At 63.4% G+C, this 25530-nt stretch carries 17 protein-coding genes; 13 read left to right on the top strand and 4 right to left on the bottom strand.

The genetic code is table 11. The features are described 5' to 3' along the window. Positions 1-2 precede the first annotated feature (2 nt). Both OIK44_RS06530 and OIK44_RS06535 read right to left on the bottom strand, forming a co-directional pair. Entirely contained in the window at positions 3-1115 is a 1113-nt protein-coding gene (locus tag OIK44_RS06530) for a DUF3667 domain-containing protein (RefSeq protein ID WP_273669924.1), read from the bottom strand. A gap of 134 nt (positions 1116-1249) precedes the next feature. Then, positions 1250-1708, bottom strand: coding sequence for a rhodanese-like domain-containing protein (locus OIK44_RS06535; RefSeq protein ID WP_273669925.1), 459 nt, complete (start codon positions 1706-1708; stop codon positions 1250-1252). A 387-nt stretch (positions 1709-2095) separates the two neighbouring features. Here OIK44_RS06535 and glnA point away from each other — a divergent pair, with 387 nt between their 5' ends. The 9 genes from glnA to OIK44_RS06580 all read left to right on the top strand — a co-directional run bounded on the left by glnA (position 2096) and on the right by OIK44_RS06580 (position 13937). After that, the gene (gene glnA / locus OIK44_RS06540) at positions 2096-3511 is read left to right on the top strand and encodes a type I glutamate--ammonia ligase (RefSeq protein WP_273669926.1); all 1416 of its coding nucleotides are present in this window, start codon (positions 2096-2098) and stop codon (positions 3509-3511) included. A gap of 157 nt (positions 3512-3668) precedes the next feature. Beyond that, positions 3669-4172 carry a DUF4124 domain-containing protein gene (locus OIK44_RS06545; protein WP_273669927.1) on the top strand — a complete coding sequence of 168 codons (504 nt, stop codon included), beginning with the start codon at positions 3669-3671 and terminating at the stop codon, positions 4170-4172. Then, on the top strand, positions 4169-5242 hold the full coding sequence (glnL, locus tag OIK44_RS06550; protein ID WP_273669928.1) for a nitrogen regulation protein NR(II): 1074 nt from the start codon (positions 4169-4171) through the stop codon (positions 5240-5242). Before OIK44_RS06545 ends, glnL begins: the two co-directional genes overlap by 4 nt. Positions 5243-5308: 66 nt before the next feature. Then, positions 5309-6799, top strand: a complete 1491-nt coding sequence (gene ntrC, locus OIK44_RS06555; RefSeq protein ID WP_273669929.1) for a nitrogen regulation protein NR(I) — start codon at positions 5309-5311, stop codon at positions 6797-6799. Positions 6800-6888: 89 nt separating this feature from the next. Further along, positions 6889-7371: a CCDC90 family protein gene (locus OIK44_RS06560; RefSeq protein ID WP_273669930.1), complete on the top strand. Its 483-nt coding sequence runs from the start codon at positions 6889-6891 to the stop codon at positions 7369-7371. Positions 7372-7554: 183 nt separating this feature from the next. Then, positions 7555-8520 (top strand): magnesium/cobalt transporter CorA, encoded by a 966-nt coding sequence (corA, locus tag OIK44_RS06565; RefSeq protein ID WP_273669931.1) that lies wholly within the window; start codon positions 7555-7557, stop codon positions 8518-8520. 113 nt (positions 8521-8633) lie between these two features. Further along, positions 8634-9140 carry a response regulator gene (locus tag OIK44_RS06570; RefSeq protein WP_273669932.1) on the top strand — a complete coding sequence of 169 codons (507 nt, stop codon included), beginning with the start codon at positions 8634-8636 and terminating at the stop codon, positions 9138-9140. A gap of 28 nt (positions 9141-9168) precedes the next feature. After that, positions 9169-10566 carry a sensor histidine kinase gene (locus tag OIK44_RS06575; protein WP_273669933.1) on the top strand — a complete coding sequence of 466 codons (1398 nt, stop codon included), beginning with the start codon at positions 9169-9171 and terminating at the stop codon, positions 10564-10566. Between the two features lie 608 nt (positions 10567-11174). Continuing rightward, a complete protein-coding gene (locus OIK44_RS06580; RefSeq protein ID WP_273670351.1) occupies positions 11175-13937 on the top strand; it encodes a TonB-dependent receptor in 2763 nt (920 codons plus the stop codon). 105 nt (positions 13938-14042) lie between these two features. Here the strand turns inward: OIK44_RS06580 and OIK44_RS06585 are convergent, their stop codons facing one another. Continuing rightward, positions 14043-15671 carry an NAD(P)/FAD-dependent oxidoreductase gene (locus OIK44_RS06585; protein WP_273669934.1) on the bottom strand — a complete coding sequence of 543 codons (1629 nt, stop codon included), beginning with the start codon at positions 15669-15671 and terminating at the stop codon, positions 14043-14045. 290 nt (positions 15672-15961) lie between these two features. Between OIK44_RS06585 and OIK44_RS06590 the strand changes: the two genes are divergently transcribed. Both OIK44_RS06590 and OIK44_RS06595 read left to right on the top strand, forming a co-directional pair. Continuing rightward, positions 15962-16771, top strand: a complete 810-nt coding sequence (locus OIK44_RS06590) for an SEL1-like repeat protein (protein WP_273669935.1) — start codon at positions 15962-15964, stop codon at positions 16769-16771. Positions 16772-17207: 436 nt separating this feature from the next. After that, a complete protein-coding gene (locus OIK44_RS06595; protein WP_273669936.1) occupies positions 17208-20207 on the top strand; it encodes a TonB-dependent receptor in 3000 nt (999 codons plus the stop codon). Between the two features lie 104 nt (positions 20208-20311). On the opposite strand, the gene OIK44_RS06600 is transcribed toward OIK44_RS06595, so the two are convergent. Continuing rightward, positions 20312-21037: a 16S rRNA (uracil(1498)-N(3))-methyltransferase gene (locus OIK44_RS06600; RefSeq protein ID WP_273669937.1), complete on the bottom strand. Its 726-nt coding sequence runs from the start codon at positions 21035-21037 to the stop codon at positions 20312-20314. 205 nt (positions 21038-21242) lie between these two features. Here OIK44_RS06600 and tkt point away from each other — a divergent pair, with 205 nt between their 5' ends. Then, positions 21243-23240, top strand: coding sequence for a transketolase (gene tkt / locus OIK44_RS06605; RefSeq protein ID WP_273669938.1), 1998 nt, complete (start codon positions 21243-21245; stop codon positions 23238-23240). Positions 23241-23290: 50 nt separating this feature from the next. Next, positions 23291-24301, top strand: coding sequence for a type I glyceraldehyde-3-phosphate dehydrogenase (gene gap, locus OIK44_RS06610; RefSeq protein WP_273669939.1), 1011 nt, complete (start codon positions 23291-23293; stop codon positions 24299-24301). Positions 24302-25530 lie beyond the last annotated feature (1229 nt).

The following is a 25530-nucleotide window of genomic DNA, read 5'->3' on the forward strand; positions in this document are numbered from 1 at the left end:
CCTTACTTTACGCTGAGCACGGTAATCAGGGCCAGGAAGGCGAGGAACACGGTGCTGACGACGCACAGCAGCAGCGCGGTGCGCCACAGCGCGGCGCGGCGGCCGATGCCGTAGGTGTCGCGCAGTTGCGCATACATGTGCAGCGGCGGCGCGATGAACAGCAGGGCCAGCAGCAGCCTGTCCAGGTCGAAGCTGGTCAGCAGCGCCAGCGCGCTGAACAGCAGCGACATGAAGCACAGCGAGTACAGTGCGAACACGGCGTGGTCGTACATCGTGATGTCGCGCCGGCGGATGAACATCAGCCACAGGAAGGGCAGGGTGATGGGCACCAGCACGAAGGAAAATTTGTAGGCCGTGTTCTTCAGCTTGTACAACATCAGGTCCGGGTTTTTCAGCGCCTGCTTCAGCGGCAGGCCGATGGTCGGATCGTCGGTGGTGAGGATGCCCGACCAGTCGCGCCGCTCCTCTTCCTGGGTTGCGGCGGTTTTTTTGGCGGGGTGCCCGTTAAATTCCCGCAGTATTCTTTCATTCATGGCAAGCTCGGCGCGTTGTTCGTCGAGCTTGCCGCGCGCCTTGGCCGTGTCGGCGCCGGCCAGGCGGGCCTGCTCCAGCGCCGCCTCGGCGTTGTTGATCTGTGCCTTGTGGCGCGCCATTTCCTCGCCGATTTTGGCGCGGAACGCGGCCTCTGGCCCGGTCGAGGGGGCATGCATATGGATGTTGCCGCTTGTGTAGGAAAACACGAAGAACATGAAGAACATCATGAAAAGGAACAGGCCCAGCGGCGAGACGAAGCGGGTGCGCTGGCCGTCGACATAGCGGCGCGTCAGCTGGCCCGGCTTGGCCACCAACATCGGAATGGTGCGCCAGCCCTTGGCGTCGAAATGCAGGATGCCGTGCAAGACTTCCTCGCCCAGATGCAGCAGCGAACGGTGGACGTGGGCGGCCTGGCCGCAGGCGTGGCAGTAGTGCCCGCCGAGCGGCGTGGCGCAATTGGCGCACCGGGCGCCGTGCCGCGCGCCGGCGTGGCCGGCGGCCTTGCCGCCATCGCCTTCCAGTTCGCCGGCCGCCAGCCCGGCCGTCACCAGGGCGCCAATCGACTCCGCTTCTATACTCATGCCGCGCTCCAAAAGTTAAGCGCAGATTGTACCGAACTATGCGGCGAGATTGTCTAAGAAGTAAGATTTCTCAATGGAATTAATTGCAAAATACAACAGTGCCGCGCATACGCTCCGGCGCGGCCCTGCCGCCCTTACGCGCCCAGCCAGGGCAGGCCGGCCTTGCACCAGCCGGCCACATGTTTGCGGTGGCCGTGCTCGTCCTTGTCGCCCTCGAAACCTTCGAGGATGTCGAAGCAGTGCAGGTAGCCGTTTTCCGTCGCCAGCTTGGCGGCGTGGCGCGAGCGCACGCCGGAGCGGCACAGGAAGAGCAGCACCTCGTTCTTGCCGGCCGCGGCGGCCAGCTGGGCCAGGAAGTCGGGGTTGGCGGCGCCGCCCGGATAGGTGCTCCACTGCACGGCACCGTGCTGGGCGTCGGGAATGGCCACCCGGCCCACCCAGTCGCGCTCGGCGTTGGTGCGCACGTCGATCAGCTTGATCGCGGCATCGGCCTCCAGCAAGGCGTGGGCCTCCTGCGGTGTGACGGCGCCCGCATACGCGGCGGGCTGGATGCGGGCGCGGGCGGCGCTCAGGATGTCGGCAACGAAGCTCATGGCGTGTTCCTGTCGGAGTGAGGGGGGTGTAGACATTATAGTGCGTGTCGGACGGCGGCGGCGCGCCCCTGTCGACGCACCACGATGTGGCATTTTCATCGTTTTCCGTAAAAATGCACAAGCGCAGTGCGATAATGGATTTTTGCACCCTTTCAGTGCACTGTTGATGTGCCGCAAAATAGTGCGCGATAACGCGAGCGCTCATCCATATCCTTGTATTTTCAAGTGTTTGCCCGTCTGGCGCCGGATTCGTCCGTGCGGTCGGGGCTGGCATGGAATCTGCTATCATTTCATTGAGTTTTGGTCGCACGCAATGTTCGCTTCGCGCAGCATGATCAACCCAGGAATACTTGGTCGGCTCACCCCACATTCATTTAGGAGATACGCATGGCAATGACAGCCGCAGAAGTCTTGAAAATGGCAAAAGACAACGAAGTCAAATTCGTTGATTTCCGCTTTGCCGACACCCGTGGTAAAGAACAACACGTGACTGTTCCCGTGTCGCATTTCGATATGGATAAATTTGAGTCCGGCCACGCCTTCGACGGTTCGTCGATCGCCGGCTGGAAGGGCATCGAAGCGTCCGACATGATCCTGCTGCCGGACCCGAACACGGCCAATATCGACCCGTTCATGGAAGAAACCACCCTGTTCATGCAGTGCGACGTGATCGAACCGTCGGACGGCAAGGGTTACGACCGCGACCCGCGCTCGATCGCCAAGCGCGCCGAAGCCTACCTGAAATCGTCGGGCATGGGCGACACCGCCTTCTTCGGCCCTGAGCCGGAATTCTTCATCTTCGACAGCGTGCGCTGGAAAATCGACATGTCGGGCTGCTTCGTCAAGATCGGCTCGGACGAGGCGTCCTGGTCGACCGGCAAGGACATCGAAGGCGGCAACAGCGGCCACCGTCCTACCGTCAAGGGCGGCTACTTCCCCGTGCCGCCGGTGGACAGCTTCCAGGACATGCGCTCGGAAATGTGCCTGATCCTCGAATCGCTGGGCATCCCCGTCGAAGTGCACCACCACGAAGTGGCCGGCGCCGGCCAGAATGAAATCGGCACCCGCTTCTCGACCCTGGTCGAGCGCGCCGACTGGACCCAGAACATGAAATACGTGATCTGGAACGTCGCCCACAGCTACGGCAAGACGGCGACCTTCATGCCCAAGCCTATCGTCGGCGACAACGGTTCCGGCATGCACGTGCACCAATCGGTGTGGAAAGACGGCAAGAACCTGTTCGCCGGCGACGGCTATGCCGGCCTGTCCGACTTCGCGCTGTACTACATCGGCGGCATCATCAAGCACGCCAAGGCGCTCAACGCGATCACCAACCCGGGCACCAACTCGTACAAGCGCCTGGTGCCGGGCTACGAAGCGCCCGTCAAGCTGGCCTACTCGGCACGCAACCGCTCGGCCTCGATCCGCATCCCGCACGTGGCCAATCCGAAGGCCCGCCGCGTCGAAGCGCGCTTCCCGGACCCGCTGGCGAACCCTTACCTGTGCTTCGCCGCGCTGCTGATGGCCGGCCTGGACGGCGTGCAGAACAAGATCCACCCGGGCGAAGCGGCCTCGAAAGATCTGTACCATCTGCCGCCGGAAGAAGACGCGCTGATCCCGACCGTCTGCGCCTCGCTGGAAGAAGCGCTGGACGCCCTGAACAAGGACCGCGAGTTCCTCACCCGCGGCGGCGTGTTCAGCGACGCCATGATCGACGCCTACCTGGAATTGAAGATGCAGGACGTGCAGCGCATGCGCATGACCACGCATCCGGTCGAATTCGACATGTACTACTCGCTGTAATGGCGGCGCGCCGGCCCGCTGTCGGCGCTGTGGCATAAAAGAAACGCGAGGCGAGCCACGGCTTTCCTCGCGTTTTTTCATTGATGTTGTATATTCGGCGAAGACTGAAGCATTCGCGCACCGCGATTGAGCTAATGGGATGACAAGCGGATTGAATATGCACAAAATTGCAGCACTGGCCGCCGCACTGGCGCTGGGCGCCGGCGCGCACGCGCGCGCCGACGGACAGATTTTTTTGTGCGTCGACGCCAACGGCCACAAGGAGTTGACGGACCAGAACCGCAAGGGCAATTGCAAATTGCTCGATTTGCCGGGGGCGATAGCCGCGCCGCCGAAGCGGGCCGCGCCGGCGCCGGCCGCGGCCGCACCGCGCGCCGCGGCGCCGGCGCCGGTGACGCCGGCCGATTTCCCCAAGGTCGAGAGCGGCGAGCAGCGGGCCCGCGACAATGACAGGCGGCAGATTTTGCTCGACGAGCTGAAGGCCGAGGAGCACAAGCTGGCCGCGCTGCGCCTGGAGTACAAGGGCGGCGAGCCTGAGCGCAACGGCAACGAGCGCAACTACGCCAAGTACCAGGAGCGCGTGGCGCAAATGAAGGACAATATCGGCCGGGCGGAAAAGAACGTCGAGGCCCTGAAACGCGAGATCGCGAACATTCGATGACACCAGTACACCATAAACTGGCCGGCCTGGACATGCTGGCCTCGGCCGTGATCCTGCTCGACGCCGAGGGCCGCATCAGTTACGCCAACGCGGCCGCCGAGAACCTGCTGGAGAGCTCGCTGAAGGCGCTGTCGCGGCAGAAGCTGACGGCGCTGTTCAGCAACCCCGACGAGCTGGCCGGCGTCTGCGTCCAGGCGCTCGAACACAAGTTCGCCGACATGCGCCAGGACTTGACGCTGGCGCGGCCCGGCCGCGAGGCGCTGCATGTGCACAGCATCATCAGCGCGCTCGACGACGCCGACGGCACCATCCTCATCGAGCTGCGCGAAAACGTCCAGCAGCGCAAGCTGGACCGCGAGGAGCGCATCCTCGACCAGAGCCAGGTCAACAAGGAGTTGATACGCAACCTGGCGCACGAGATCAAGAACCCGCTGGGCGGCATCCGCGGCGCCGCCCAGTTGCTGGAGCTGGAGCTGCCGGCCCTGCACCTGGGCGCGCTGCGCGAATACACCCAGGTCATCATCAAGGAGGCCGACCGCCTGCAGACCCTGGTCGACCGCCTGCTGGCGCCGCACCGCCGCCCGCACATCGTCGGCGACGTCAACATCCATGAGGTGTGCGAGCGGGTGCGCAGCCTGATCCTGGCCGAATTTCCCAGCGGCTTGACGATCTTGCGCGACTACGACGCCTCCATCCCCGAGTTTCGCGGCGATAAGGAGCAGTTGATACAGACCGTGCTCAACATCGCGCACAACGCGGCCCAGGCCCTGTCCGAGCGCATACTGGCCGGCGACGCCGAGCTGGTTTTCAAGACCCGGGTGGCGCGCCAGGTGACGCTGGCGAAGGTCCGCCACAACCTGGCATTAGACTTGCATATCATCGACAATGGACCGGGCATCTCGCCGCAGATCCGCGACCGCATTTTCTACCCGCTGGTGTCGGGCCGGGAGGGCGGCAGCGGCCTGGGGCTGACGCTGGCGCAAACCTTCGTGCAGCAGCACATGGGCGTGATCGAGTGCGAGAGCCGGCCTGGATATACCGATTTCAGGATCGTCCTGCCCCTGCCATGAGCGGCGCGGCAGGCTTCCGGGACGGTATCCCACCGATGAAATCCATATTGCGGGACGCACACATACATGAAGCCAATCTGGATAGTTGACGACGACGAGTCGATCCGCTGGGTGCTGGAAAAAGCGCTGGCGCGGGAAAACCTGGCCACCAAGAGTTTTGCCAACGCCCGCGACGCCATCGCCGCGCTCGAATTCGACACCCCGCAAGTGCTGGTGTCGGACATCCGCATGCCCGGCGCGTCCGGGCTGGAGCTGTTGCAGACGGTGAAGGGCCGCTTCCCCGGCTTGCCGGTGATCATCATCACGGCCTTTTCCGACCTCGACTCGGCCGTCGCCGCCTTCCAGGGCGGCGCCTTCGAATACCTGGCCAAGCCCTTCGACATCGACAAGGCCGTCGCGCTGATCCGCCGCGCCCTCGACGAGAGCCTGCGCGAAGCCAGCGTCGAGTCCGGCCCCAGCGAAACCCCGGAAATCCTCGGCCAGGCGGCGGCGATGCAGGAAGTGTTCCGCGCCATCGGCCGCCTGTCGCAGTCGAACGTGACGGTGCTGATCACAGGCGAGTCCGGCACCGGCAAGGAATTGGTGGCGCGGGCCCTGCACAAGCACAGTCCGCGCGCCCAGCAGCCCTTCATCGCGCTGAACACGGCGGCCATTCCCAAGGACTTGCTGGAGTCGGAGCTGTTCGGCCACGAGCGCGGCGCCTTCACGGGCGCGCAGACGAGCCGGCGCGGCCGCTTCGAGCAGGCCGAGAACGGCACGCTGTTCCTCGACGAGATAGGCGACATGCCCTTCGACCTGCAGACGCGGCTGCTGCGCGTGCTGTCGGACGGCCATTTCTACCGCGTCGGCGGCCACCAGCCGCTGAAGGCGAATGTGCGCGTCATCACGGCGACCCACCAAAACCTCGAGCAGCGCGTGCGCGACGGCCTGTTCCGCGAGGATTTGTACCACCGCCTCAACGTGATCCGCCTGCGCCTGCCCAGCTTGCGCGAGCGGCGCGAGGACATCCCCATTCTGGTGCGCCATTTCCTGGTGCAGAGCGCGCGCCAGCTGGGCGTCGAGGCCAAGCGCATGAGCGAGGCGACGCTGCAGTTCCTGACGGGGCTGGACTTGCCGGGCAATGTGCGCCAGTTGGAGAACCTGTGCAACTGGATCACCGTGATGGCGCCGGGCCAGACCGTCGAGATCAAGGATTTGCCGCCCGAGCTGAGCCAGGGGCAGGACGGCGCCGCGCCGCCCGCCGTGGCGGCGGCGCATGAGGGCGGGGCGGCGGCGCCGCACGCGTCCGGCGGCGTCGTGTTCGACGCCGTGTCCGGCAATGGCGCGCCGCCGGGCTGGCTCGGCCTGCTTGAATTGCAGGCCGCGGCGATGCTGGCCGGCGGGCAGCAGGAGGTGATGGCGGTGCTGGGGCGGCAGTTCGAATCGGCGCTGATCAAGACGGCGCTGCGCCACACCCACGGACGCAAGAACGACGCCGCCGTGCGCCTGGGCATAGGCCGCAACACCATCACGCGCAAGATCGCCGAGCTGGGCATCGCCGGCGCCAAGGACGATTAGCGGCGCTGACGATCTGGATCATGGAAAGTGGCGCGCCTCCGTGGCGGCGCGTTTGACAGCGCCGTAGAATGCCGTAACGGAGGTGTGCGATGAACGCAGTGCCATTCGATACGGCCCAGGTCGTCGAACGCCTGGAGAAAGTGGGTGTGCCCAGCGAGCAGGCGAAGGTGCAGGCGAGCATACTTGCCGAGCTGTTCAGCGCAGAGGATGCCCGCATCGCCGAGTGCTTCGCCAGCAAGCCGGATGTGTCGCAGGAATTCACTGCCGTCAAAGCGGATATCGTCATGCTCGGCGCGAAAATTGATGCGCTGGCTGACAAGCTGAATGCGAAGATAGATGCGCTGGATGCCAAACTGAGTGCGCGTATAGATGCGTTCGATTTCAAACTGGATGCGAAGGTTGCGGGATTGGATGCGAAGATTGCTGCATTGGATGCGAAGATTGCGGCATTGGATGCGAAAAACGGCAAGGGATTCGCCGACGTAAAAAGCGAGATGATGCGCTGGGTGGTGTCGGTCGGCATCCTGCAAATGGCGCTCATCGCCGGCCTGGTCCTCAAATTTGCCCATTGACGCGGCGCGGCCGCGTCAGTCCCCCACAATAGCGCGGCGCCGATCCCGGTGCCGTCCCGCCCGCCGCCGGCCTGGTGCCCCTGGTTTTTCATCCCTTTCTGCCTCGCGCACTGCGCAAATCCGCTGCGATCAGGTAAGCTCACGGCTTGCCGGGGCGACGCCCCGATTTCACTTGGATTGTGTATGCTGATTAACTGCGTGGCCTATCAGGAAGGCACAAAACTGGCCGACATCCCCGTCGAGAAAATCAGCGACTACGTCGAACGCCCCGATTGCTTCGTCTGGGTGGCGCTGCGCGACGCGCTGCCGGAGGAGCTGTCGACCATGCAGGAAGAGTTCTGCCTGCACGAGCTGGCCGTCGAGGACGCCCGCCGCGGCCACCAGCGCCCGAAGATCGAGGAATACGGCGATTCGCTGTTCGCCGTCGTGCAGACGGTGGAGCTGGTCGACAATGAGCTGATCCTCGGCGAGGTCGACATCTTCGTCGGCGCCAACTACGTGCTGTCGGTGCGCAGCCACAGCTCGCAGGGCTTTCTCGGCGTGCGCGCCCGCGCCGAGCACGAGCCGCACCTGCTGCGCAAGGGCTCCGCCTTCGTGCTGTATGCGCTGATGGACGCCGTCGTCGACCGCTATTTCCCCGTCGTCGACGCGCTCGAATCGGAGTTGGAGCTGATCGAGGACCGCATCTTCGACCGCGGCGCCGAGCGCGACAACATCGAGCGCCTGTACCAGCTCAAGCGCAAGATCATGGTGCTGCGCCACGTCGTCGCGCCGCTGATGGAGGCCGTCGGCAAGCTGCACGGCGGGCGCGTGCCGGCCCTGTGCGGCGACACCCAGGAATACTTCCGCGACGTGCACGACCATTTGCACCGCATCAGCGGCACGCTCGACACGATACGCGACACGATCAGCACGGCGATCCAGGTCAATCTGTCGATGGTGGCCATCGACGAGAGCGAGGTCAACAAGCGTCTGGCCGCCTGGGCCGCGATCTTCGCCATCTTCACGGCCTTCGCCGGCGTCTGGGGCATGAACTTCAAGATGATGCCCGAGCTGGACTGGCAATACGGCTATCCGGCCGCCGTCCTCGTCATGGTCTGCGTGTCCGGCTACCTGTACTACCGTTTCAAGCGCTCCGGCTGGCTGTAGAAAATGTCGCGCCGTTGTGACAGTTCCGACAATGGTTGGATGTACAATCGTCACGCAGGCACAGTATTGCGCCATCCCGTCCATCGGCCCGCCCGGGCCGCGCGCGAAGGATCATGATGACAGACGAGATGTTGTTCGAGGACGAAGAGGCGGCGCCGGCGGCGCCCGCCGCACCGCCGTGGCAGGTGATGATCGTCGACGACGAGGAGTCGGTGCACCAGGTGACGCGCCTGGTGATGGCCGATTTTTTCTTCGACGGCCGCGCCATCCAGTTTACCGACTGCTATTCGGCGGCCGAGGCCCGCGCCGCGCTGGCGCAGCGGGATGACATCGCGCTGATCCTGCTCGACGTCGTCATGGAGACGGAACATGCCGGCCTGGACCTGGTGCGCCATATCCGCGAGGAACTGGGCAACGGCAGCGTGCGCATCGTGTTGCGCACCGGCCAGCCGGGCCAGGTGGCGCGCGAGAAAGTCCTGCGCGATTACGACATCAACGACTACCGCGACAAGACCGAGTTGACGCACGCCAGGATGGTTTCGGTGTTCGACGCGGCGCTGCGCGGCTACTGTGAATTGATGCGGCTTGGGCGCGCCGGCGCCGTCACCTTTCCCCGATGAACCGAGGCGCGCTGCGCAGGAGCCGATGATGGATGTGAGAAATCAGCCGCAACCACAGGACCAGGGCCGGGACGGCGGCGCCGGGCGCGACGCGCTGTTCGACGCCGGCGACCGGCGCACGCTGGCGGAGGCGGCGCTGCGCTCGATCACGGCCTCGACCGCGCGCGTCCGCGGCGACGACTTCCTGCGCATTCTCGTGCGCGACCTGGCCGCCGCCCTCGACGTCCGCTACGTCATCGCCGGACGCGTCATCGCGCTGCCCGACGGCACCGAGGGCATCCGCACGCTGGCCGTCTGGGGCGGCGCCGACTACCTGCCGAACATGGAATACGGCCTGCTGCACACGCCCTGCCAGGACGTCACGGACCAGACCATGTGCTTCCACGGCTGCGCCATCCAGGCCGACTATCCGCTCGACACCCTGCTCGTCGACATGGGCGCGGAAAGCTATATCGGCATGCCGATGATCGACACCGAGGGCAAGACGCTGGGCATCCTGTCGGCCATCGACACCAAGGCGATCGACGAGAACAAGCGCCTGCTGGCGCTGTCGCTGCTGTCGATTTTCGCCGCCCGCGGCGCGGCCGAGCTGCAGCACCAGGACCGCGAGACCTTGCTGGAACTGCGCGTGGCGCAGCGCACCGAGGCGCTGCGCGCGGCCCAGGCCAGCCTCGTCGAACAGGAAAAGATGGCGGCGCTGGGCGCGCTGGTGGCCGGCGTCGCGCACGAGGTCAACACGCCGATCGGCGTGGCCGTCACGGCCGCGTCGGGCTTGAGCGGCTACGCCGACAGGCTGCTGGCGGCGCTGGACGGGCAGAAGGTCAGCCGCGCCGAATTGGTCGAACTGGCCGGCCGGGTCAAGGCGGCGGCCGGGCTGGTCGAGCAAAATCTGGCGCGCGCGGCCGAACTGATCGGCAACTTCAAGCAACTGGCCGTCGACCAGGGCACCGAGCATATCACCGAGCTGGCGCTGCTCGACTACGTGCAGGGCGTCGTCTCTGCCCACAGCCCGGAGCTGCGCAAGGCGGCCATCCAGGTCGAGCTGCGCATAGGCGCCGACAGCCGGGTGCGCCTGGCGGCCGGCAAGGTGTCGCAGATTCTGTCGAATTTGCTGATGAACGCCGCCAAGCACGCCTATCCGGACGGCGGGCCGGGGCGCGTGACGATCAGCGCCAGCGTCGTCGCCGGCACCGACGGGCCGTGGTTGCTGCTCGACTTCGCCGACGACGGTATCGGCCTGGCGCCGGGCATCCGCGAGCACGTGTTCGAACCGTTTTTCACGACCAAGCGGGGGCAGGGCGGCTCCGGCCTGGGCATGCACATCGTCTACACCATCGTCCACCAGCTGGGCGGCCAGGTCGCCGCCGACAGCACGGTGGCGCGCGGCTGCTGCATCCACGTGCGCCTGCCGCTGCCGCCGGCCTGAAGCGGCTTTCCGGCTTACCAGCGGTGTCATCCCTGCTTTAATTTATTGTTATTGTTGTGAATCGGTCACATTATTCGTACGGATATCTGCATCGCGACAAAATATTCAACGTTAATTTGCGTAATCGCAAAATAATCAATCCGTTCGGGCGTTTTTGATTTGCCCCGCCCCATCGCCGCTTCCCCGCGCCGCGACATCTGACTTCATAATAGTTGAGTGTAAAAGAAATGTTGTATCGTTTTGCCGTCAAACGGGCATGGCGCATCGGCACCGCTGCCAAGCCGGACAAACGATTCGGCGCGCCGCGTGCCGCACCAGTTGCCTTTTCGCGCCGCCTTGAGCGGCGGCGCCGATGTCGGGCAGTGGCGGGCAAACAGGCAGGCAGTTCAATTGCACAACGCAAATGACTGAATATGGCCCGCCATTGGCCTTCTCGGCCCCCCGGCGCACGCTTGTGCGCCGCCGCCGTGCGGGCGGATGGTCGCAGCTTCGATCATTTTACATTTTAATGACTATTTTTGTAATTATTTGGAGTGTGAGACATGCAGAAAAGTATCATTGCGAAAGCCATTGCATTAATCGGTTGTGTGGGTTTTGCCCACACGGCGATGGCTGCAGAGGAAGTAATCGAACGGGTTGTCATTACCGGTTCCAACATCAAGCGCGCGGCCAGCGAAGGTACGTCGCCGATGCAAATGATTACCAAAAAAGAAATCCAGCAGACCGGCGCCGTGACCGTCGCCGATCTGATGAGCAAACTGCCGGCCCTCGGTTCGAGCAACCAGGTTGACGCCCGCGACGGCGGCTTCTCGAAGGGCTTGGCCACGGCTTCGCTGCGCGGCCTCGGTTCGGCGTCGACGCTGATATTGTTGAACGGCCGCCGCATCGCCCCGAGCGCTTACGCCGATCCGAACTCCGGCCAGTCGACCCAGTACGATTTGAACTCGATCCCCCTGTCGGCCATCGAACGCGTCGAGATCCTCAAGGATGGCGCTTCGGCCGTCTACGGCTCCGACGCGATCGCCGGCGTGATCAACTTCATCACCCGCAGCGACTTCACCGGCGGCGAACTGTCGGCCAACACCAGCGCCGACGGACGCGGCAACTTCGGCCGCTCGACTGTCAACGGCGCCTACGGTTTCGGCGACCTCGACAAGGATGGCTACAACGTCTTCGCCTCGGTCGACCTGACACAACGCAGCCGCGCCTCGATCGAGGACGCGCGCGGTGTGCGCACGGATGAATACCGCGCCATCAATGGCCGTCTGAGCAATTACTTCAGCGGCATCAGCCAGTACCCCGTGTTCTTTAAGGAAGCGACGCCGGGCGATGGCAGTTTCGTCAAGTATGCCGGTGCCGACCTCGGTTGCGATCCTTCGCAAATCCGCACGGGCTCGACGGCGTTGGTGCCGATGAGAACGAACGATCCTTTGTTCGGCAATAAGTTCTGTAATTTCGATAACGCGAGTTTTGAGGATGCCCAGGGCAAGAGCGATTCCGCCAGCGGCCTGGTGCGCGCCGAGTTCAAGCTCTCCTCGACCGTGACGGCATTTACGGAGGCGACCTATAACCGCTCCAAACTGGAATACCGTGGCGTGCCGCGTACCATCAGCGGCCGTAGCTTGACCACGGTCTTCCCTGCGAATGGCCCCGGTTTGCCGTTCCAGCCTATCTTGCCGGTAGGCCACCCGGACAACCCGACCAACGGCAGCGCCAGCCCGCAAGCCGTGGGCGTCACCTACCGCTTCACCGATAGCGTCGGCGGCAGCGAAAACACGAACACGGCAACGCGTCTGTTGGCCGGCATCAAAGGCAGCCATTTCAACTGGGACTGGGATACCGGCCTGTTGTACAACAAGTCGGAGCGTTCGCAGATCAGCAAGGGTTTCCTGCACCTGCCGACCATCGAAAAATTGTATAAAAACAATGTATCGTTGGCCGCGATCAGCAAGGATCCCAACCTGATCCGTAACATCACGCTCGACGGCGATTCCACCATCACCCAGTGGGATTTGAAGGGCGCGACCGAGGTGGGCACCCTGCCGGGCGGCAAGATCGGCCTGGCAGTGGGCGTGGAAGCGAAGCATGAAACCATGACCCTGAACGCGGACCCCTTGAGTATGAGCGGCCAGATCATCGGCATCGCCAACACCACCGCCAGCGCTTCCCGCAACGTCGGCTCGACCTTCGTCGAATTGCGCACGCCTTTCCTGAAAAACTTCGAGATGGAATTTGCCGGCCGTTTCGACAAATACCAGGGTTTCAAGGGCAAACTCACGCCGAAGGTGGGCGCCAAGTGGACGGTGCTGTCTAATCTGGCCGTGCGCGGCACCTATTCGACGGGCTTCCGCGCGCCGTCGCTGACCCAGATGGTCAACGGCAGTACCCAGTACTTCGTCAACAACTATGTCGACAAGCTGCGCTGCGACAAACCCGGTGGCGATTCCCTCGATTGCAACCGCAGCTTCTCCGGCATCGCCGCGGCCAACAAGGACTTGAAACCGGAAACGGCCAAGAGCTTGACGCTGGGTGTCGTGTTCTCGCCGATCAACACGATCGATATCTTGGTCGACTACTACCGCATCAAGAAAGAGAAGGAAGTCGATCTGATGTCCGCTTCGACGGCCATTGAGAATCCGAACTTCTCCAAATACGTCAAGCGTAACCCGAACCAGGGTACCTGGTTGCGTGACGCGCAAGGCGTCCTGATCCCGAACTCGGGTCCGCTGGTCAGCGTCGAAACGCCCTACATCAACGCCGGCAGCACGGACACGAGCGGCATCGATTTGGAACTGGCGATGCGCAATTCGCTGGGCGCGTACGGCAAGCTGAGCAGCCGTCTGAACGCCAGCTACATGCTGTCGTACAAGAAGGCGCAAAACGAGGGCGATCCGATGTATGAGCTGGTCGGCACCAATGGCGCCATCAGCAACGATACGACCAGCGTCGGCGACCTGCCGCGCCTGAAAGGCAGCCTGTCGACGACTTGGTCGTTTGGCGCGCACAGCCTGACCGGCACCGTGAACTACATCGCCGGCGTGTCGTTGATGGCGCGCTACGCCACCGACGAGGCAACCGGCCAAGTGATTCCTTACAAGGAAGCATACTGCGAGTTCGGCCGTCCGAGAAACGTACCGCTGTACTCGAAATACCATAGCGATTGCGCGGTCAGCAGCTGGACCACGGTGGACATGGCGTACAGCTACGCGTACTCGAAACAGTTGACGCTGGGCTTTAACATCCAGAATCTGCTGGACGCGAAGGCGCCGTACGACCCGAACAGCACCACGACGCAGGTTGGCGGCTTCAACGCCAGCATGCACAGTGGCAAGGGCCGTTACTTCACCGCCAAGGCCAACTACCGCTTCTAAAGGGGGCAACAGCGGCGCGCCGGTATGGGCGCCGCTGCCGCAAAAAAAAAAGCCGCCGCGACATTTTTGTCGCGGCGGCTTTTTTTTTGCGCGTGGCGCGCGGTGCTAGGCGCTAGCCATCGCCAGCGCGACGGCCTCGGCCACCTTGATGCCGTCCACGGCCGCCGACAGGATGCCGCCGGCGTAGCCGGCCCCCTCGCCGGCCGGGAACAGGCCGCGCGTGTTCAGGCTTTGCAGGTCGTCGTCGCGGCGCTTGATGCGGATCGGCGACGAGGTGCGCGTCTCGACGCCGGTCAGCACGGCGTCGGCCTGGTAATAGCCCTTGATCTGCTTGTTGAAGGCCGGGAAGGCTTCGCGCAGCGCCGCAGTGGCGTACTCGGGCAGCGCCGGCCCCAGGTCCGTCAAGTGCACGGCCGGCTTGTACGACGGCGTCACGCTGCCGAAGGCGGTCGAGGCGCGGCCGGCGACGAAGTCGCCGACCAACTGGCCGGGCGCGTCGTAGTTGCCGCCGCCCAGGGCGAAGGCGCGCTCCTCCAGTTCGCGCTGCAGCGCGATGCCGGCCAGCGGATGGCCCGGATAGTCGAGCGGCGTGATGCCGACGACGATGGCGCTGTTGGCGTTGCGCTCGTTGCGCGAGTACTGGCTCATGCCGTTGGTGACGAGGCGGCCCGGCTCGGACGCGGCGGCGACGACGGTGCCGCCCGGACACATGCAGAAGCTGTAGACGGAGCGGCCGTTGGCGGCGTGGTGCACCAGCTTGTAGTCGGCCGCGCCGAGTATCGGGTGGCCGGCGCTGGGGCCGAAGCGGCAGTTGTCGATCAGCGACTGCGGATGCTCGACGCGGAAGCCGATGGAAAACGGCTTGGCCTCGATGTAGACGCCGCGCGCATGCAGCATCTCGAAGGTGTCGCGGGCGCTGTGGCCGATCGCCAGCACGACGTGGCGTGTGGCGATGTGCTCGCCGCCGGCCAGCGTCAGGCCGCGCACCTGGCCGGCGCCTTCGCCGGGCGCGATGTCGATGTCGACGACCTTGCTCTCGAAACGGTATTCGCCGCCCATCGCCTCGATGTTGGCGCGCATCTGCTCGACCATCTTGACGAGGCGGAAGGTGCCGATGTGCGGCTTGCTGACGTACATGATCTCCTCGGGCGCGCCGGCCTTGACGAACTCGGTGAGCACCTTGCGGCCGTAGTGCTTCGGATCCTTGATTTGGCTGTACAGCTTGCCGTCCGAGAAGGTGCCGGCGCCGCCCTCGCCGAACTGCACGTTCGACTCCGGATTGAGTTCGCGCTTGCGCCAGAAGCCGAAGGTGTCGACGGTGCGCTCGCGCACCTGCTTGCCGCGTTCGAGGATCAGCGGGCGCAAGCCCATCTGCGCCAGGATCAGCGCGGCGAACAGGCCGCAGGGGCCGGTGCCGATGACGACGGGGCGCTCGGCGCGGCTGGCGCCGGCCGCCTGCGCGCCGCCGGCGACGAAGCGGTAGCTGGTGTCCGGCGCCGGCGCCAGGTGGGCGTCGTGCCCCAGGCGCGCCAGCACGGCGGCCTCGTCGGCCACGGCGACGTCGAGCGAGTAGATCAGCACGATGGCGCTGCGCTTGCGGGCGTCGTAGCTGCGCTTGAAGACGGTATAGCCGAGCAGCGCGTCGGCGCCGATGCCCAGGCGCGCCAGCACGGCGCCGGTGAGGGCCGCCTCGTCGTGGTCGAGCGGGAGTTTTACTTCGTTGAGTCGCAACATGATCAGTATTTCCGAAAAATTCCTGTGCCGCCCGGGGGGCGGCAGGCCAGCAGTTGGAGCGCGGTGGCGCCAGGCAGCCGACCGCATTGAGGACGCTATTTTACCCGCATCGAATGGGGCCGCCAGATCGCCGCCGCAATTTGGCGGGCGGCGGCGCGGGCCGCGTGTGATTTGGTGATTATTTCGCTTGCCATATATGGCAACATTGCCCGCAGGCCCAAGCGTTGCGCGCTGCCCTGCTTTGCGTGCCGGCGTCCGCCCCCCACCTTTTCCCTTACCGACAGGATGACATGATGAGCAAACTTTCGCTGGCCTTTTATCTGTGCGCCGCCTGCGGCCCCGCCCTGGCCGACGAGCTGGCCGACGCGCAAAAGCTGTGGGACAACAAGGAGTTTGTCCGCGCTTTTCAAGGTTTCAGCGCCTTGGCCAAGGCGGGCCACAGCGCCGCCCAGTTGCAACTGGGCGAGATGTACGGTTTCGGCGAAGGCACGCCGGAAGACGCGGGCAAGGCGGCCGACTGGTTGAACCTGGCCGCCGCCGCCGGCAACCGGGAGGCGCCGCTGGCGCTGGCGCTGGTGCGCGAGCGCGCCGCGCGGAAAAACGAGATCGATTATTACGTCGCGCACTTTGACGGCGCGGCCGTTTCCTACGCCAGCCATGCCTGTGTTCGTCCTGTGATTCCGGCCGTCTCTACCAGCAACGGCGACATCCAGGCCACCAACGCCGCCGTCGGCGCGTGGCGCGATTGCTATGGCCGCTTCGCCGCCGCCCTGAACGGCGCGATGCCTGTGACCAACACCATTCCGGCCGGCCTGTTGAAGCTGATGAACAACGATGAGTTCGTGCGGGCCGGTGCGCGCATCAGCACGACGTACGCGCGGATTGCCGCCGAGGCGCAGCAAATTGCCGACCAGATCGTCGCGGAGAACGCGGCGTGGAAGCGGGCGACGGACGCCTATGTTGAAAAAAACAACCAAGAGTTACACAGTCGGCTGGGCCAGGAGGCTGCCGTATACGAGCGCAATCAGCGCGACGCGGCGGAAGGGCGGTTGATCCACCAGGCCAAAGAAAACGCCGCGAAAAAAACCTCGGGCCGGTGAGCGGCGCCTGACCGAGGCGAATTTTGCCTGGGTGCTTGGTTTTTTGATAGGGAAATAATTCGCTGCGCGACGCACCGAATTGGTGAGGAAAATCGTTTATACGGTTTGCCGGCGGCACTGGTGTTGTTTCTGTGCATAAAACATTGCGTATTGTTGACACTGATTGTTTCGTCATGCTTCTATGTGTGACCGGTCGGGGCGATTTTTGTATCGCATCCGTTTGGCTGGCCCGCTTATCGGCGGCTTGAAATGGCAATGAAACATCCTTCTAGCAACGTGTCGTGAGACGTGATTCAGTCCGAAAATTTACCCAAGCTTCTCTATCAGAAAAGCCTTACGAATAGGAAATCACATGTTTAGAAAAACAGTTTTGGTCCGTGCTTTGTCAATCGCGTTCAGCGCCGCGGCGTTGGGCGCTGCCGTCGCGCCATCGGCGATGGCCCAGTCGAATGCCGCCGGCACGATTTTCGGCCGCGTCGAGTCGCCCGCAGGCGCGACCGTTGTGCTGCTGAACACGGACACCGGCGCGAAGCGCTCGGTGACGCCCGATGCGGCTGGCCGCTATACAGCCAGCGCCATGCCCACCGGCCACTACAAGATCGATTTGGTGCGCGACGGCGCCGTCGTCAGCAGCACCGAAGCCGATGTCATCATCGGCCAGGGCGTCGATGCCTCGTTCGGCGCCGCAGCCTTGCAGTCGGTCCAGGTGACGGGCCGGCGCAACCGTATCGACGTGTCCAACTCCAACAATGGCGCGACGTTCACGGCCAAGGAATTGGCGAAATTGCCGATCGCCCAAACGGTCGACGCCATCATCCAGCTGGCGCCGAACACCACCCGCGCCGATTCCCGCTACGCGGCCGGCGCCTCGTTCGGCGGCGGCGGCGCGTCGGAAAACGCCTACTACATCAACGGCTTCCCGACGACCAATCCGCTGACCCAGCTGGGCGCCTCGGAACTGCCGTTCGGCGCGATCGCCCAGGCGCAAATCCTCACCGGCGGCTTCGGCGCCGAGTTCGGCCGCTCCGTCGGCGGCGTCGTCAACGTCACGACGAAGAGCGGCACCAACAACTGGGAATTCGGCGTCAGCGCCAGCATCACCCCGAACGGCCTGCGCTCGAAGGAAAAGGATAGTTACTATCCGCTCACCGGCGCCGCCGACAATAAGGAAACCGACGGCACCCTGTTCAGGAAAAATTCCACCAACCGGACAACGGAAAAGAGCTACGGCGCCTACCTCGGCGGCCCCATCATCAAAGACAAGCTGTTCATGTTTGTCGCGATGGAAACCAAGAAGAACAACAGGGAAAACACCAACGCCGACAGCAGCACGGTGGGCACCAGCACGTCGTCATCGAACGCGATGACGGGCTGGGAATCGCGCCAGGACACGGTGGAGCGCTATCTGGCCAAGTTCGACTGGAACGTCAGCGACGATCACCGTCTTGAGTTGACGCTGATGGGCGACACCGGGCAGCAAGACCGCCAGTTGTCGGGCTATAACTATGCCACTTTCTCGCGCGGCGCCACGACGGCGTCGCAGCACTATAAAAACAACGCGGCCTATGGCCCGTCAGTTGGCGCCGATACGGAAATTCTCCGCTACACGGGGAATCTGACCGATGCGCTGACCGTCAACGCGCTGTTTGGGCGAAGCAAGACGCCAGGCGCAAACCGCTACGAGCAGGTCGGCTCGACGCCGCTGGATATTTTCCAGATCATTGCCGATAGCAATGTCAGGGCCAAGGATGCCAACGGTAATTTTCTCAACTACAGCAGCCCGCAAGTGCTGAGCAACACCGTCGCCAGTAACGATTCGACCAGTAAAATTCGCTCGAACCGCCTGGACCTCGAATACAAAGTGGGCAGCCACACGCTGCGCGCGGGTCTGGATAATAACAAGCTGACTTCAAGCGGCGTTGGCGACTATTACGGCGGCGGCGGTATTTGGCGCTATGCCAAGGCGCCGGACGGCGCATCGGCCGTCCATTTGGGCGACGTCACGACGACAACGGGAGCCAACCCGCTGGCCGGACCGTTGGCCGCGCAAGGTTACTACGTCAGCAAGCGCCTGCAAAACAGCTTGACGGACGCCAAGTCCGAGCAAACCGCCCAATACATCGAAGATCGCTACCAGGCGACCAAGGATGTGTTGATCACGGCAGGCTTGCGCAACGAAGGCTTCAAGAACGTCAACGGTGCCGGCGAAACCTTCCTGGAAGTGAAGAGCATCATCTCGCCCCGCCTGTCCGGCGTGTGGGATGTGCACGGCGACGCATCAATGAAAGTGTTTGGTAGCGCCGGCCGGTATGCGCTGCAAATTCCTACCCATCTGGCCGTGCGCGGCGGCAGCGCCTCGGTGCTGACACGGCAAGGATTCACCTATACCGGCACCGATCAGTATGGCCAGCCTACCGGCTTGATTGCGATGGCGCCTGCTTATTCGGTCAACAATGAATTGGGCCAACCGAAGGATCCGAAGACCGTCACGGCCCTGGATATCAAAGCCACCTACCAGGATGAAATCACGCTGGGCTTTGAAAAAGCGTTCTCGCCCAGCTTGAACTTCGGCGCGAAAGCGACTTACCGTCAGTTGAAGGCAACCATCGACGACTATTGCGATGCGCGCCTGATTCTCGCTTACGCCGACAGTAACGGCATTGATAGGAGCAAGTATGCCGGCTTCACGTGCGCATCGTTTAACCCCGGCGAGGACGCCACTTTCCTGGTCGATTTCGCCAACACGCGCTCGAATTACACGAAGATCAAGCTGACCAAGGAGCAACTCGGCTTCGAGAAGGCCAAGCGGACCTATACGGCCGTCGACTTGTTCGCCGAGCATCCGATGCGCAACGGCTGGTATGGCCGCGTCAACTACACCTGGTCGCGTAGCACGGGCAACACCGAAGGCCAAACCCGTTCGGACAATGCGCAAACCGACGTTGCCGCAACGTCCACCTGGGACAACCCGGAGTTGATGGTCGGCGCCAACGGCTTGCTGCCAAATGACCGCGAGCACCAGTTCAAGGCCTTCGGCTTTTACGAGCTGACGCCGGAATGGACGGTTGGCGCGAACGGCTTGCTGGCCTCGGGACGCCCCCGCAACTGCTTTGGCTGGAATCCGAATGTGCCGGGCGAAGTGGATTACAGTTCGGTGTATTTTTACTGTGAAAAGGCGCAGCCGCGCGGCACCATGGGGCGCCTGCCGTGGGATGTGCGTCTGGACATGAACGTTGCCTTCCGTCCGCAGCAGATCAAGGGCTTGACTTTGAAGGTCGACGTCTTCAATCTGTTTAACAAGCAAACGGCGCAGACCATCGATGAGACTTACAACGTCGACAGCAGCACCAACATCTCGCCGACGTATGGCCGCGTCATCAGTTACACGGCGCCGCGTTCGGTGAAGCTGACTGCCGAGTACAACTACAAGTTCTGATACAGCTTGCAGCAAGGCGCAGGCGGCATGTTCCGCCTGCGCCGGATGCGACAAACCCGCGGGCGCGAGCCGGCGGGTTTTTTTATTAGGCCCTGGGGTGGCGCCTACATGCCGCCCCAGGCCCCGTTCAGCGCGGCCAGCGCGGCCAGCGCCGCCGTTTCCGTGCGCAGCACGCGCGGGCCCATCGACAGCGCCAGCGCACCGTGCGCCAGCGCGGCGTTTTCCTCGGCCTCGCTGAAGCCGCCCTCGGGGCCGACCATCAGCGTCAGCGCCTGCGGCGGCTGGTGGCGGGCCCAGTCGGCCAGCGACTGCTCGGCGCGCGGCGACAGCAGGATGCGCCGGTGCAGATCCTGCTGGGCGATCCAGGCCTGGAAGTCGTGCAGCGGCGCCAGCTGGGCCAGCCGGTTGCGCCCGCTTTGCTCGGACGCGGCGACGACGATGCCCTGCCAGTGTCCGTGTTTTTTCTCGGCCCGCTCGGCCGACAGGCGCACGACGCAGCGCTGCGCCGCCAGCGGCACGACGGCGGCGACGCCCAGTTCGACGGCCTTTTCGACGATCCAGTCCATCTTCGACGCCTCCGGCAGGGCCTGCGCCAGCGTTACCGCGTAGGGCAGTTCGGCGTCGCGCGGCGCGAAGGCCTTCAGCTCGGCGCTGGCGCGCTTCTTGTCGACGCTGCACAGCACGGCCGTGTACTCGCCGCCCTCGCCGTTGAAGACGGTGATGGCCTCGCCCGGCGTCAGCCGCACCACGTGGATGTGGTGGGCGACCGTTTCGGGCAGGTCGATGACGGCGCCGAGGGTGAGCGGCTGGGGACAGAAAAAACGCGGCATGCAAAATCCTGGACAGTGGTAACAAGGGCCGGGTCCGCTCCGCCGCCTCCAAATGGGGCAAACGGGGCGGGCCGGCGGCCGGCGGGGGCGCTACTTTACCGCGCAATTTTAATTCGGACACTCTTGGTCTGGTAAAATACTTAGCTTCCGAAAGTAGCAAGCCCTACTGAAAACGCATTTAAACTCCGCGATTGACCACACCACGATGAAATCTACGCTCCCTACGACCAAGATGGCCAATGCGATCCGCGCGCTGGCAATGGACGCTGTGCAACAGGCCAATTCCGGCCACCCGGGCATGCCGATGGGCATGGCCGAGATCGCCGTCGCGCTGTGGAGCGGACACTATCGCCACAATCCGGCCAACCCGAAATGGCTCAACCGCGACCGCTTCCTGCTGTCGAACGGCCACGGCTCGATGCTGCACTACGCGCTGCTGCACCTGAGCGGCTACGACTTGACGATGGCCGACCTGAAGGCTTTCCGCCAGATGCACTCGAAAACCCCGGGCCATCCGGAGGTGGACGTCACGCCGGGCGTGGAAACGACCACCGGCCCGCTGGGCCAGGGCATCGCCAACGCCGTCGGCATGGCCCTGTCCGAGCAATTGCTGGCGGCCGAGTTCAACCGCCCGGGCTTCGCCATCGTCGACCACCACACCTACGCCTTCCTCGGCGACGGCTGCCTGATGGAGGGCATTTCGCATGAGGTGTGCTCGCTGGCCGGCACGCTGGGCTTGAACAAACTGATCGCGCTGTACGACGACAACGGCATTTCCATCGACGGCAAGGTCGAGGGCTGGTTCACCGACGACACGCCGCAGCGCTTCGCGTCCTACGGCTGGAACGTCATCCCGGCCGTCGACGGCCATGACGTGGCCGCCGTGTCCGCCGCCATCGCCGCCGCGAAGACGTCCACGAAGCCGACGCTGATCTGCTGCAAGACCGTGATCGGCAAGGGTTCGCCGAACCTGCAGGGCGGCGACAAGGTCCATGGCGCCGCACTGGGCGACAAGGAAATCGCCGCCGTGCGCGCCTACATCGGCTGGGACGCCGCGCCGTTCGAGATGCCGGCCGACGTCTACGCCGCCTGGGACGCGAAAGAGCAGGGCGGCGCCGCCGAAGCGGCCTGGAACGCCCAGTTCGCCGCCTACGGCGCCGCCTTCCCGGCCGAAGCGGCCGAACTGGCGCGCCGCATGAAGGGCGAGCTGCCAAGCTCCTTTAACGACGTGCTGGCCTCCGCCATCGCCGCCTGCGTCGAGAAGAAGGAAAACATCGCCACCCGCAAGGCCAGCCAGAACGCCATCCAGGCGCTGGCGCCGTCGCTGCCGGAATTCCTCGGCGGTTCGGCCGACCTGACCGGCTCGAACCTGACCAACTGGAAAGAGTGCGTCGCCGTGCGTTCCGGCCAGCCGGGCAACCACATCAACTACGGCGTGCGCGAGTTCGGCATGAGCGCGATCATGAACGGCATCGTGCTGCACGGCGGCTACATCCCGTTCGGCGCCACCTTCCTGACCTTCTCCGACTACAGCCGCAACGCGCTGCGCATGGCTGCGCTGATGAAGCTGCGTTCGATCTTCGTGTTCACCCACGATTCGATCGGCCTGGGCGAAGACGGCCCGACCCACCAGTCGGTCGAGCACGTTTCGTCGATGCGCCTGATCCCCAACCTGGACAACTGGCGTCCGTGCGACACCGTCGAATCGCTGGTCGCCTGGGGCGCCGCGGTGCAGCGCAAGGACGGCCCGTCGACCTTGATCTTCTCGCGCCAGAACCTGCCTTACCAGGAACGCTCGGCCGCGCAGATCGCCGACATCGGCCGCGGCGGCTACGTCCTCAGAGACGCCGCCAACGCCCAGGCGATCCTGATCGCCACCGGCTCCGAAGTGGAGCTGGCCGTGGCGGCCGCGGCCGCGCTGGCCGCCGACGGCATCGCCGTGCGCGTCGTGTCGATGCCGTCGACCGACGTCTACGACCGCCAGGACGCCGCCTACCGGGCCGGCGTGCTGACGAAGGGCGTGCCGCGCGTGGCCATCGAGGCGGGCGTGACGGGCTTCTGGTACAAATATGTCGGCCTCGACGGCGCCGTCGTCGGCATCGATACCTTCGGCGAGTCGGCCCCGGCCGGCGTGCTGTTCAAGCATTTCGGCTTCACCGTCGAGAACGTCGTGGCGAAGGTCAAATCCGTCCTGGCCGCCTAATTTCCAGTGTTTTGTGCTAAGTACCTCATTTTTTTAATCAGGAGCAAAGTATGACGATCAAAGTTGCAATCAACGGTTATGGCCGCATCGGCCGCAATATCTTGCGCGCTTTCTACGAAGGCGGCAAAAAGCAGGACATCCAGATCGTCGCCATCAACGACCTGGGCGACGCCAAGTCGAACGCCCACCTGACGCGCTACGATACGGCGCACGGCAAGTTCCCCGGCACCGTCACGGTCGACGGCGACAATATGATCGTCAATGGCGACCCTATCCGCGTGTTCGCGCAGCGCAATCCGGCGGAAATCCCTTGGGGCGAGCTGGGCGTGGACGTCGTGCTCGAATGCACGGGCTTCTTCACGACCAAGGAAAAAGCCTCGGCCCACTTGAAGGGCGGCGCCAAGAAAGTCATCATCTCCGCACCGGGCGGCAAGGACGTCGACGCCACCGTCGTGTTCGGCGTCAACCACGGCGTGCTGAAGGCCAGCGACACGGTCATCTCGAACGCCTCGTGCACGACCAACTGCCTGGCCCCGCTGGTCAAGCCGCTCAACGACGCCATCGGCATCGAAACCGGCCTGATGACCACGGTGCACGCCTACACCAACGACCAGGTGCTGTCGGACGTCATGCATGAAGACCTGCGCCGCGCCCGTTCGGCGACGATGAGCATGATCCCGACCAAGACCGGCGCCGCCGCCGCGGTCGGCCTGGTGCTGCCGGAGTTGAACGGCAAGCTGGACGGTTTCGCCATCCGCGTGCCGACCATCAACGTCTCGCTGGTCGACCTGTCCTTCATCGCCAAGCGCGACACGACGGTCGAGGAAGTCAACGCGCTGATGAAGGCGGCCTCGGAAGGCGCGCTGGACGGCATCCTGACGTACCAGACCGAACCGCTGGTGTCGATCGACTTCAACCACAACCCGGCCTCGTCAAACTTCGACGCGACGCTGACGAAGGTGTCCGGCCGCCTGGTCAAAGTGTCTTCGTGGTACGACAACGAGTGGGGTTTCTCGAACCGCATGCTCGACACCACCGTGGCGCTGATGTCGGCCAAGTAAGCCGCAGCGACAGTCAAGAAAAATGTCCCGCTGAACTGCTCCTGTAAAGTTGGACGGTTTAGTTTGTTAGGCAGCCAAGGGCTGAGTTCTGTATTGCACAGGACTCAGCCCTTTTAGTTTTATCTTGATGCGCCATCTGGCGCATTTTTTCTGAAATCGTCCCTTCAGCACATTCGAGGCAGCATGCCAAGGCAGCATGCCTCACCCTCCTTTGTTCGAACGGTCTTGCGATTGACCTTCCTGCCCGCTTGCCGAATCGCTGCCGTCACTCGCCGATAGTCATAAGCCGCTGCGCTTGAACCAAGGCCTGCAACTTTTTTAGATAACCCCCGCGCAGTTGACTCACCTCGGCGGCCAACTCGTCGTGGGTATGTTTTGTAGGAAACGGGAGCGATTCAGGCTTTGCAGATCTGCCCACGTCCTTAACGTTGAGCGGGGAAGGGGGCAATCAGCCTATAAGCAGCCGCGCCCGATAGATGCTCTGGCACGGCTGCGAGCTTGAATTGCTCGTTGTACTTTGACATGAAAAAACCTCGCAAGTTGGGAGCCAACTTGCGGAGTTCAGTTCAGCGGGGGTGTTTTTTTCATCGACAACCATGTCGCGGGGACTGGGCGGCTGCGCCGGACGGTGCAGCCGTCGCCACGCGCCGCACCAAAATGGCGATGCCGGCCATCGCCGTGGCAGCCGCATCGGCGCGGCATTTGCTCTAGATCACGCCCGGCGCCCGCCCCAATTCAGTGCAAAATAATGTCAACAAATAAACTTTTTGCACTTATTCTTCCCGCTCAGTGTGGTAAAAGCGCTGCTTAATTTTCAATTGACGAAAATAGTTTTTTTGAAATTATTGATTGATATTCCAATGTTTTTTTAGGGAAAATTTTGCTTGTTTGCGAATTTTCAATGCAAAAGATGGCCGGGTAGTGTAATAACAACAGATCACAATATTTGCAACACGACAATATTACTTCCGTGCATAATAACCTTTCAAGACAGACATTGTTGTCTGTCAAGACGCTGACTTTAGTTGTAGTAGTTCCTTAGAGACAAGCGAAGAGTTGCTTTTAGTTTCAGTAGAAATCAAACAATCATCTGAAAAACAATGCACTGAGGGGAAGACCAATGTTATTAAAAGAAAAAACCAGCGTTATTTCGGTACGACTGGCATTGAGCATGTTGGCTGGTTCTGTTTTCATGGCTGGATATGCGCATGCACAAGAGGCGCCGGCGG

Source organism: Janthinobacterium fluminis (assembly GCF_028595325.1).
Lineage (GTDB): Bacteria > Pseudomonadota > Gammaproteobacteria > Burkholderiales > Burkholderiaceae_D > Janthinobacterium > Janthinobacterium fluminis.

Excerpts from the sequence above, each read along its gene's own strand:
- OIK44_RS06530 (WP_273669924.1), bottom strand. The coding sequence starts at position 1,115 with ATGAGTATAGAAGCGGAGTCGATTGGCGCCCTGGTGACGGCCGGGCTG.
- OIK44_RS06535 (WP_273669925.1), bottom strand. The coding sequence starts at position 1,708 with ATGAGCTTCGTTGCCGACATCCTGAGCGCCGCCCGCGCCCGCATCCAG.
- glnA (WP_273669926.1), top strand. The coding sequence starts at position 2,096 with ATGGCAATGACAGCCGCAGAAGTCTTGAAAATGGCAAAAGACAACGAA.
- OIK44_RS06545 (WP_273669927.1), top strand. The coding sequence starts at position 3,669 with ATGCACAAAATTGCAGCACTGGCCGCCGCACTGGCGCTGGGCGCCGGC.
- glnL (WP_273669928.1), top strand. The coding sequence starts at position 4,169 with ATGACACCAGTACACCATAAACTGGCCGGCCTGGACATGCTGGCCTCG.
- ntrC (WP_273669929.1), top strand. The coding sequence starts at position 5,309 with ATGAAGCCAATCTGGATAGTTGACGACGACGAGTCGATCCGCTGGGTG.
- OIK44_RS06560 (WP_273669930.1), top strand. The coding sequence starts at position 6,889 with ATGAACGCAGTGCCATTCGATACGGCCCAGGTCGTCGAACGCCTGGAG.
- corA (WP_273669931.1), top strand. The coding sequence starts at position 7,555 with ATGCTGATTAACTGCGTGGCCTATCAGGAAGGCACAAAACTGGCCGAC.
- OIK44_RS06570 (WP_273669932.1), top strand. The coding sequence starts at position 8,634 with ATGATGACAGACGAGATGTTGTTCGAGGACGAAGAGGCGGCGCCGGCG.
- OIK44_RS06575 (WP_273669933.1), top strand. The coding sequence starts at position 9,169 with ATGGATGTGAGAAATCAGCCGCAACCACAGGACCAGGGCCGGGACGGC.
- OIK44_RS06580 (WP_273670351.1), top strand. The coding sequence starts at position 11,175 with ATGGCTGCAGAGGAAGTAATCGAACGGGTTGTCATTACCGGTTCCAAC.
- OIK44_RS06585 (WP_273669934.1), bottom strand. The coding sequence starts at position 15,671 with ATGTTGCGACTCAACGAAGTAAAACTCCCGCTCGACCACGACGAGGCG.
- OIK44_RS06590 (WP_273669935.1), top strand. The coding sequence starts at position 15,962 with ATGATGAGCAAACTTTCGCTGGCCTTTTATCTGTGCGCCGCCTGCGGC.
- OIK44_RS06595 (WP_273669936.1), top strand. The coding sequence starts at position 17,208 with ATGGCCCAGTCGAATGCCGCCGGCACGATTTTCGGCCGCGTCGAGTCG.
- OIK44_RS06600 (WP_273669937.1), bottom strand. The coding sequence starts at position 21,037 with ATGCCGCGTTTTTTCTGTCCCCAGCCGCTCACCCTCGGCGCCGTCATC.
- tkt (WP_273669938.1), top strand. The coding sequence starts at position 21,243 with ATGAAATCTACGCTCCCTACGACCAAGATGGCCAATGCGATCCGCGCG.
- gap (WP_273669939.1), top strand. The coding sequence starts at position 23,291 with ATGACGATCAAAGTTGCAATCAACGGTTATGGCCGCATCGGCCGCAAT.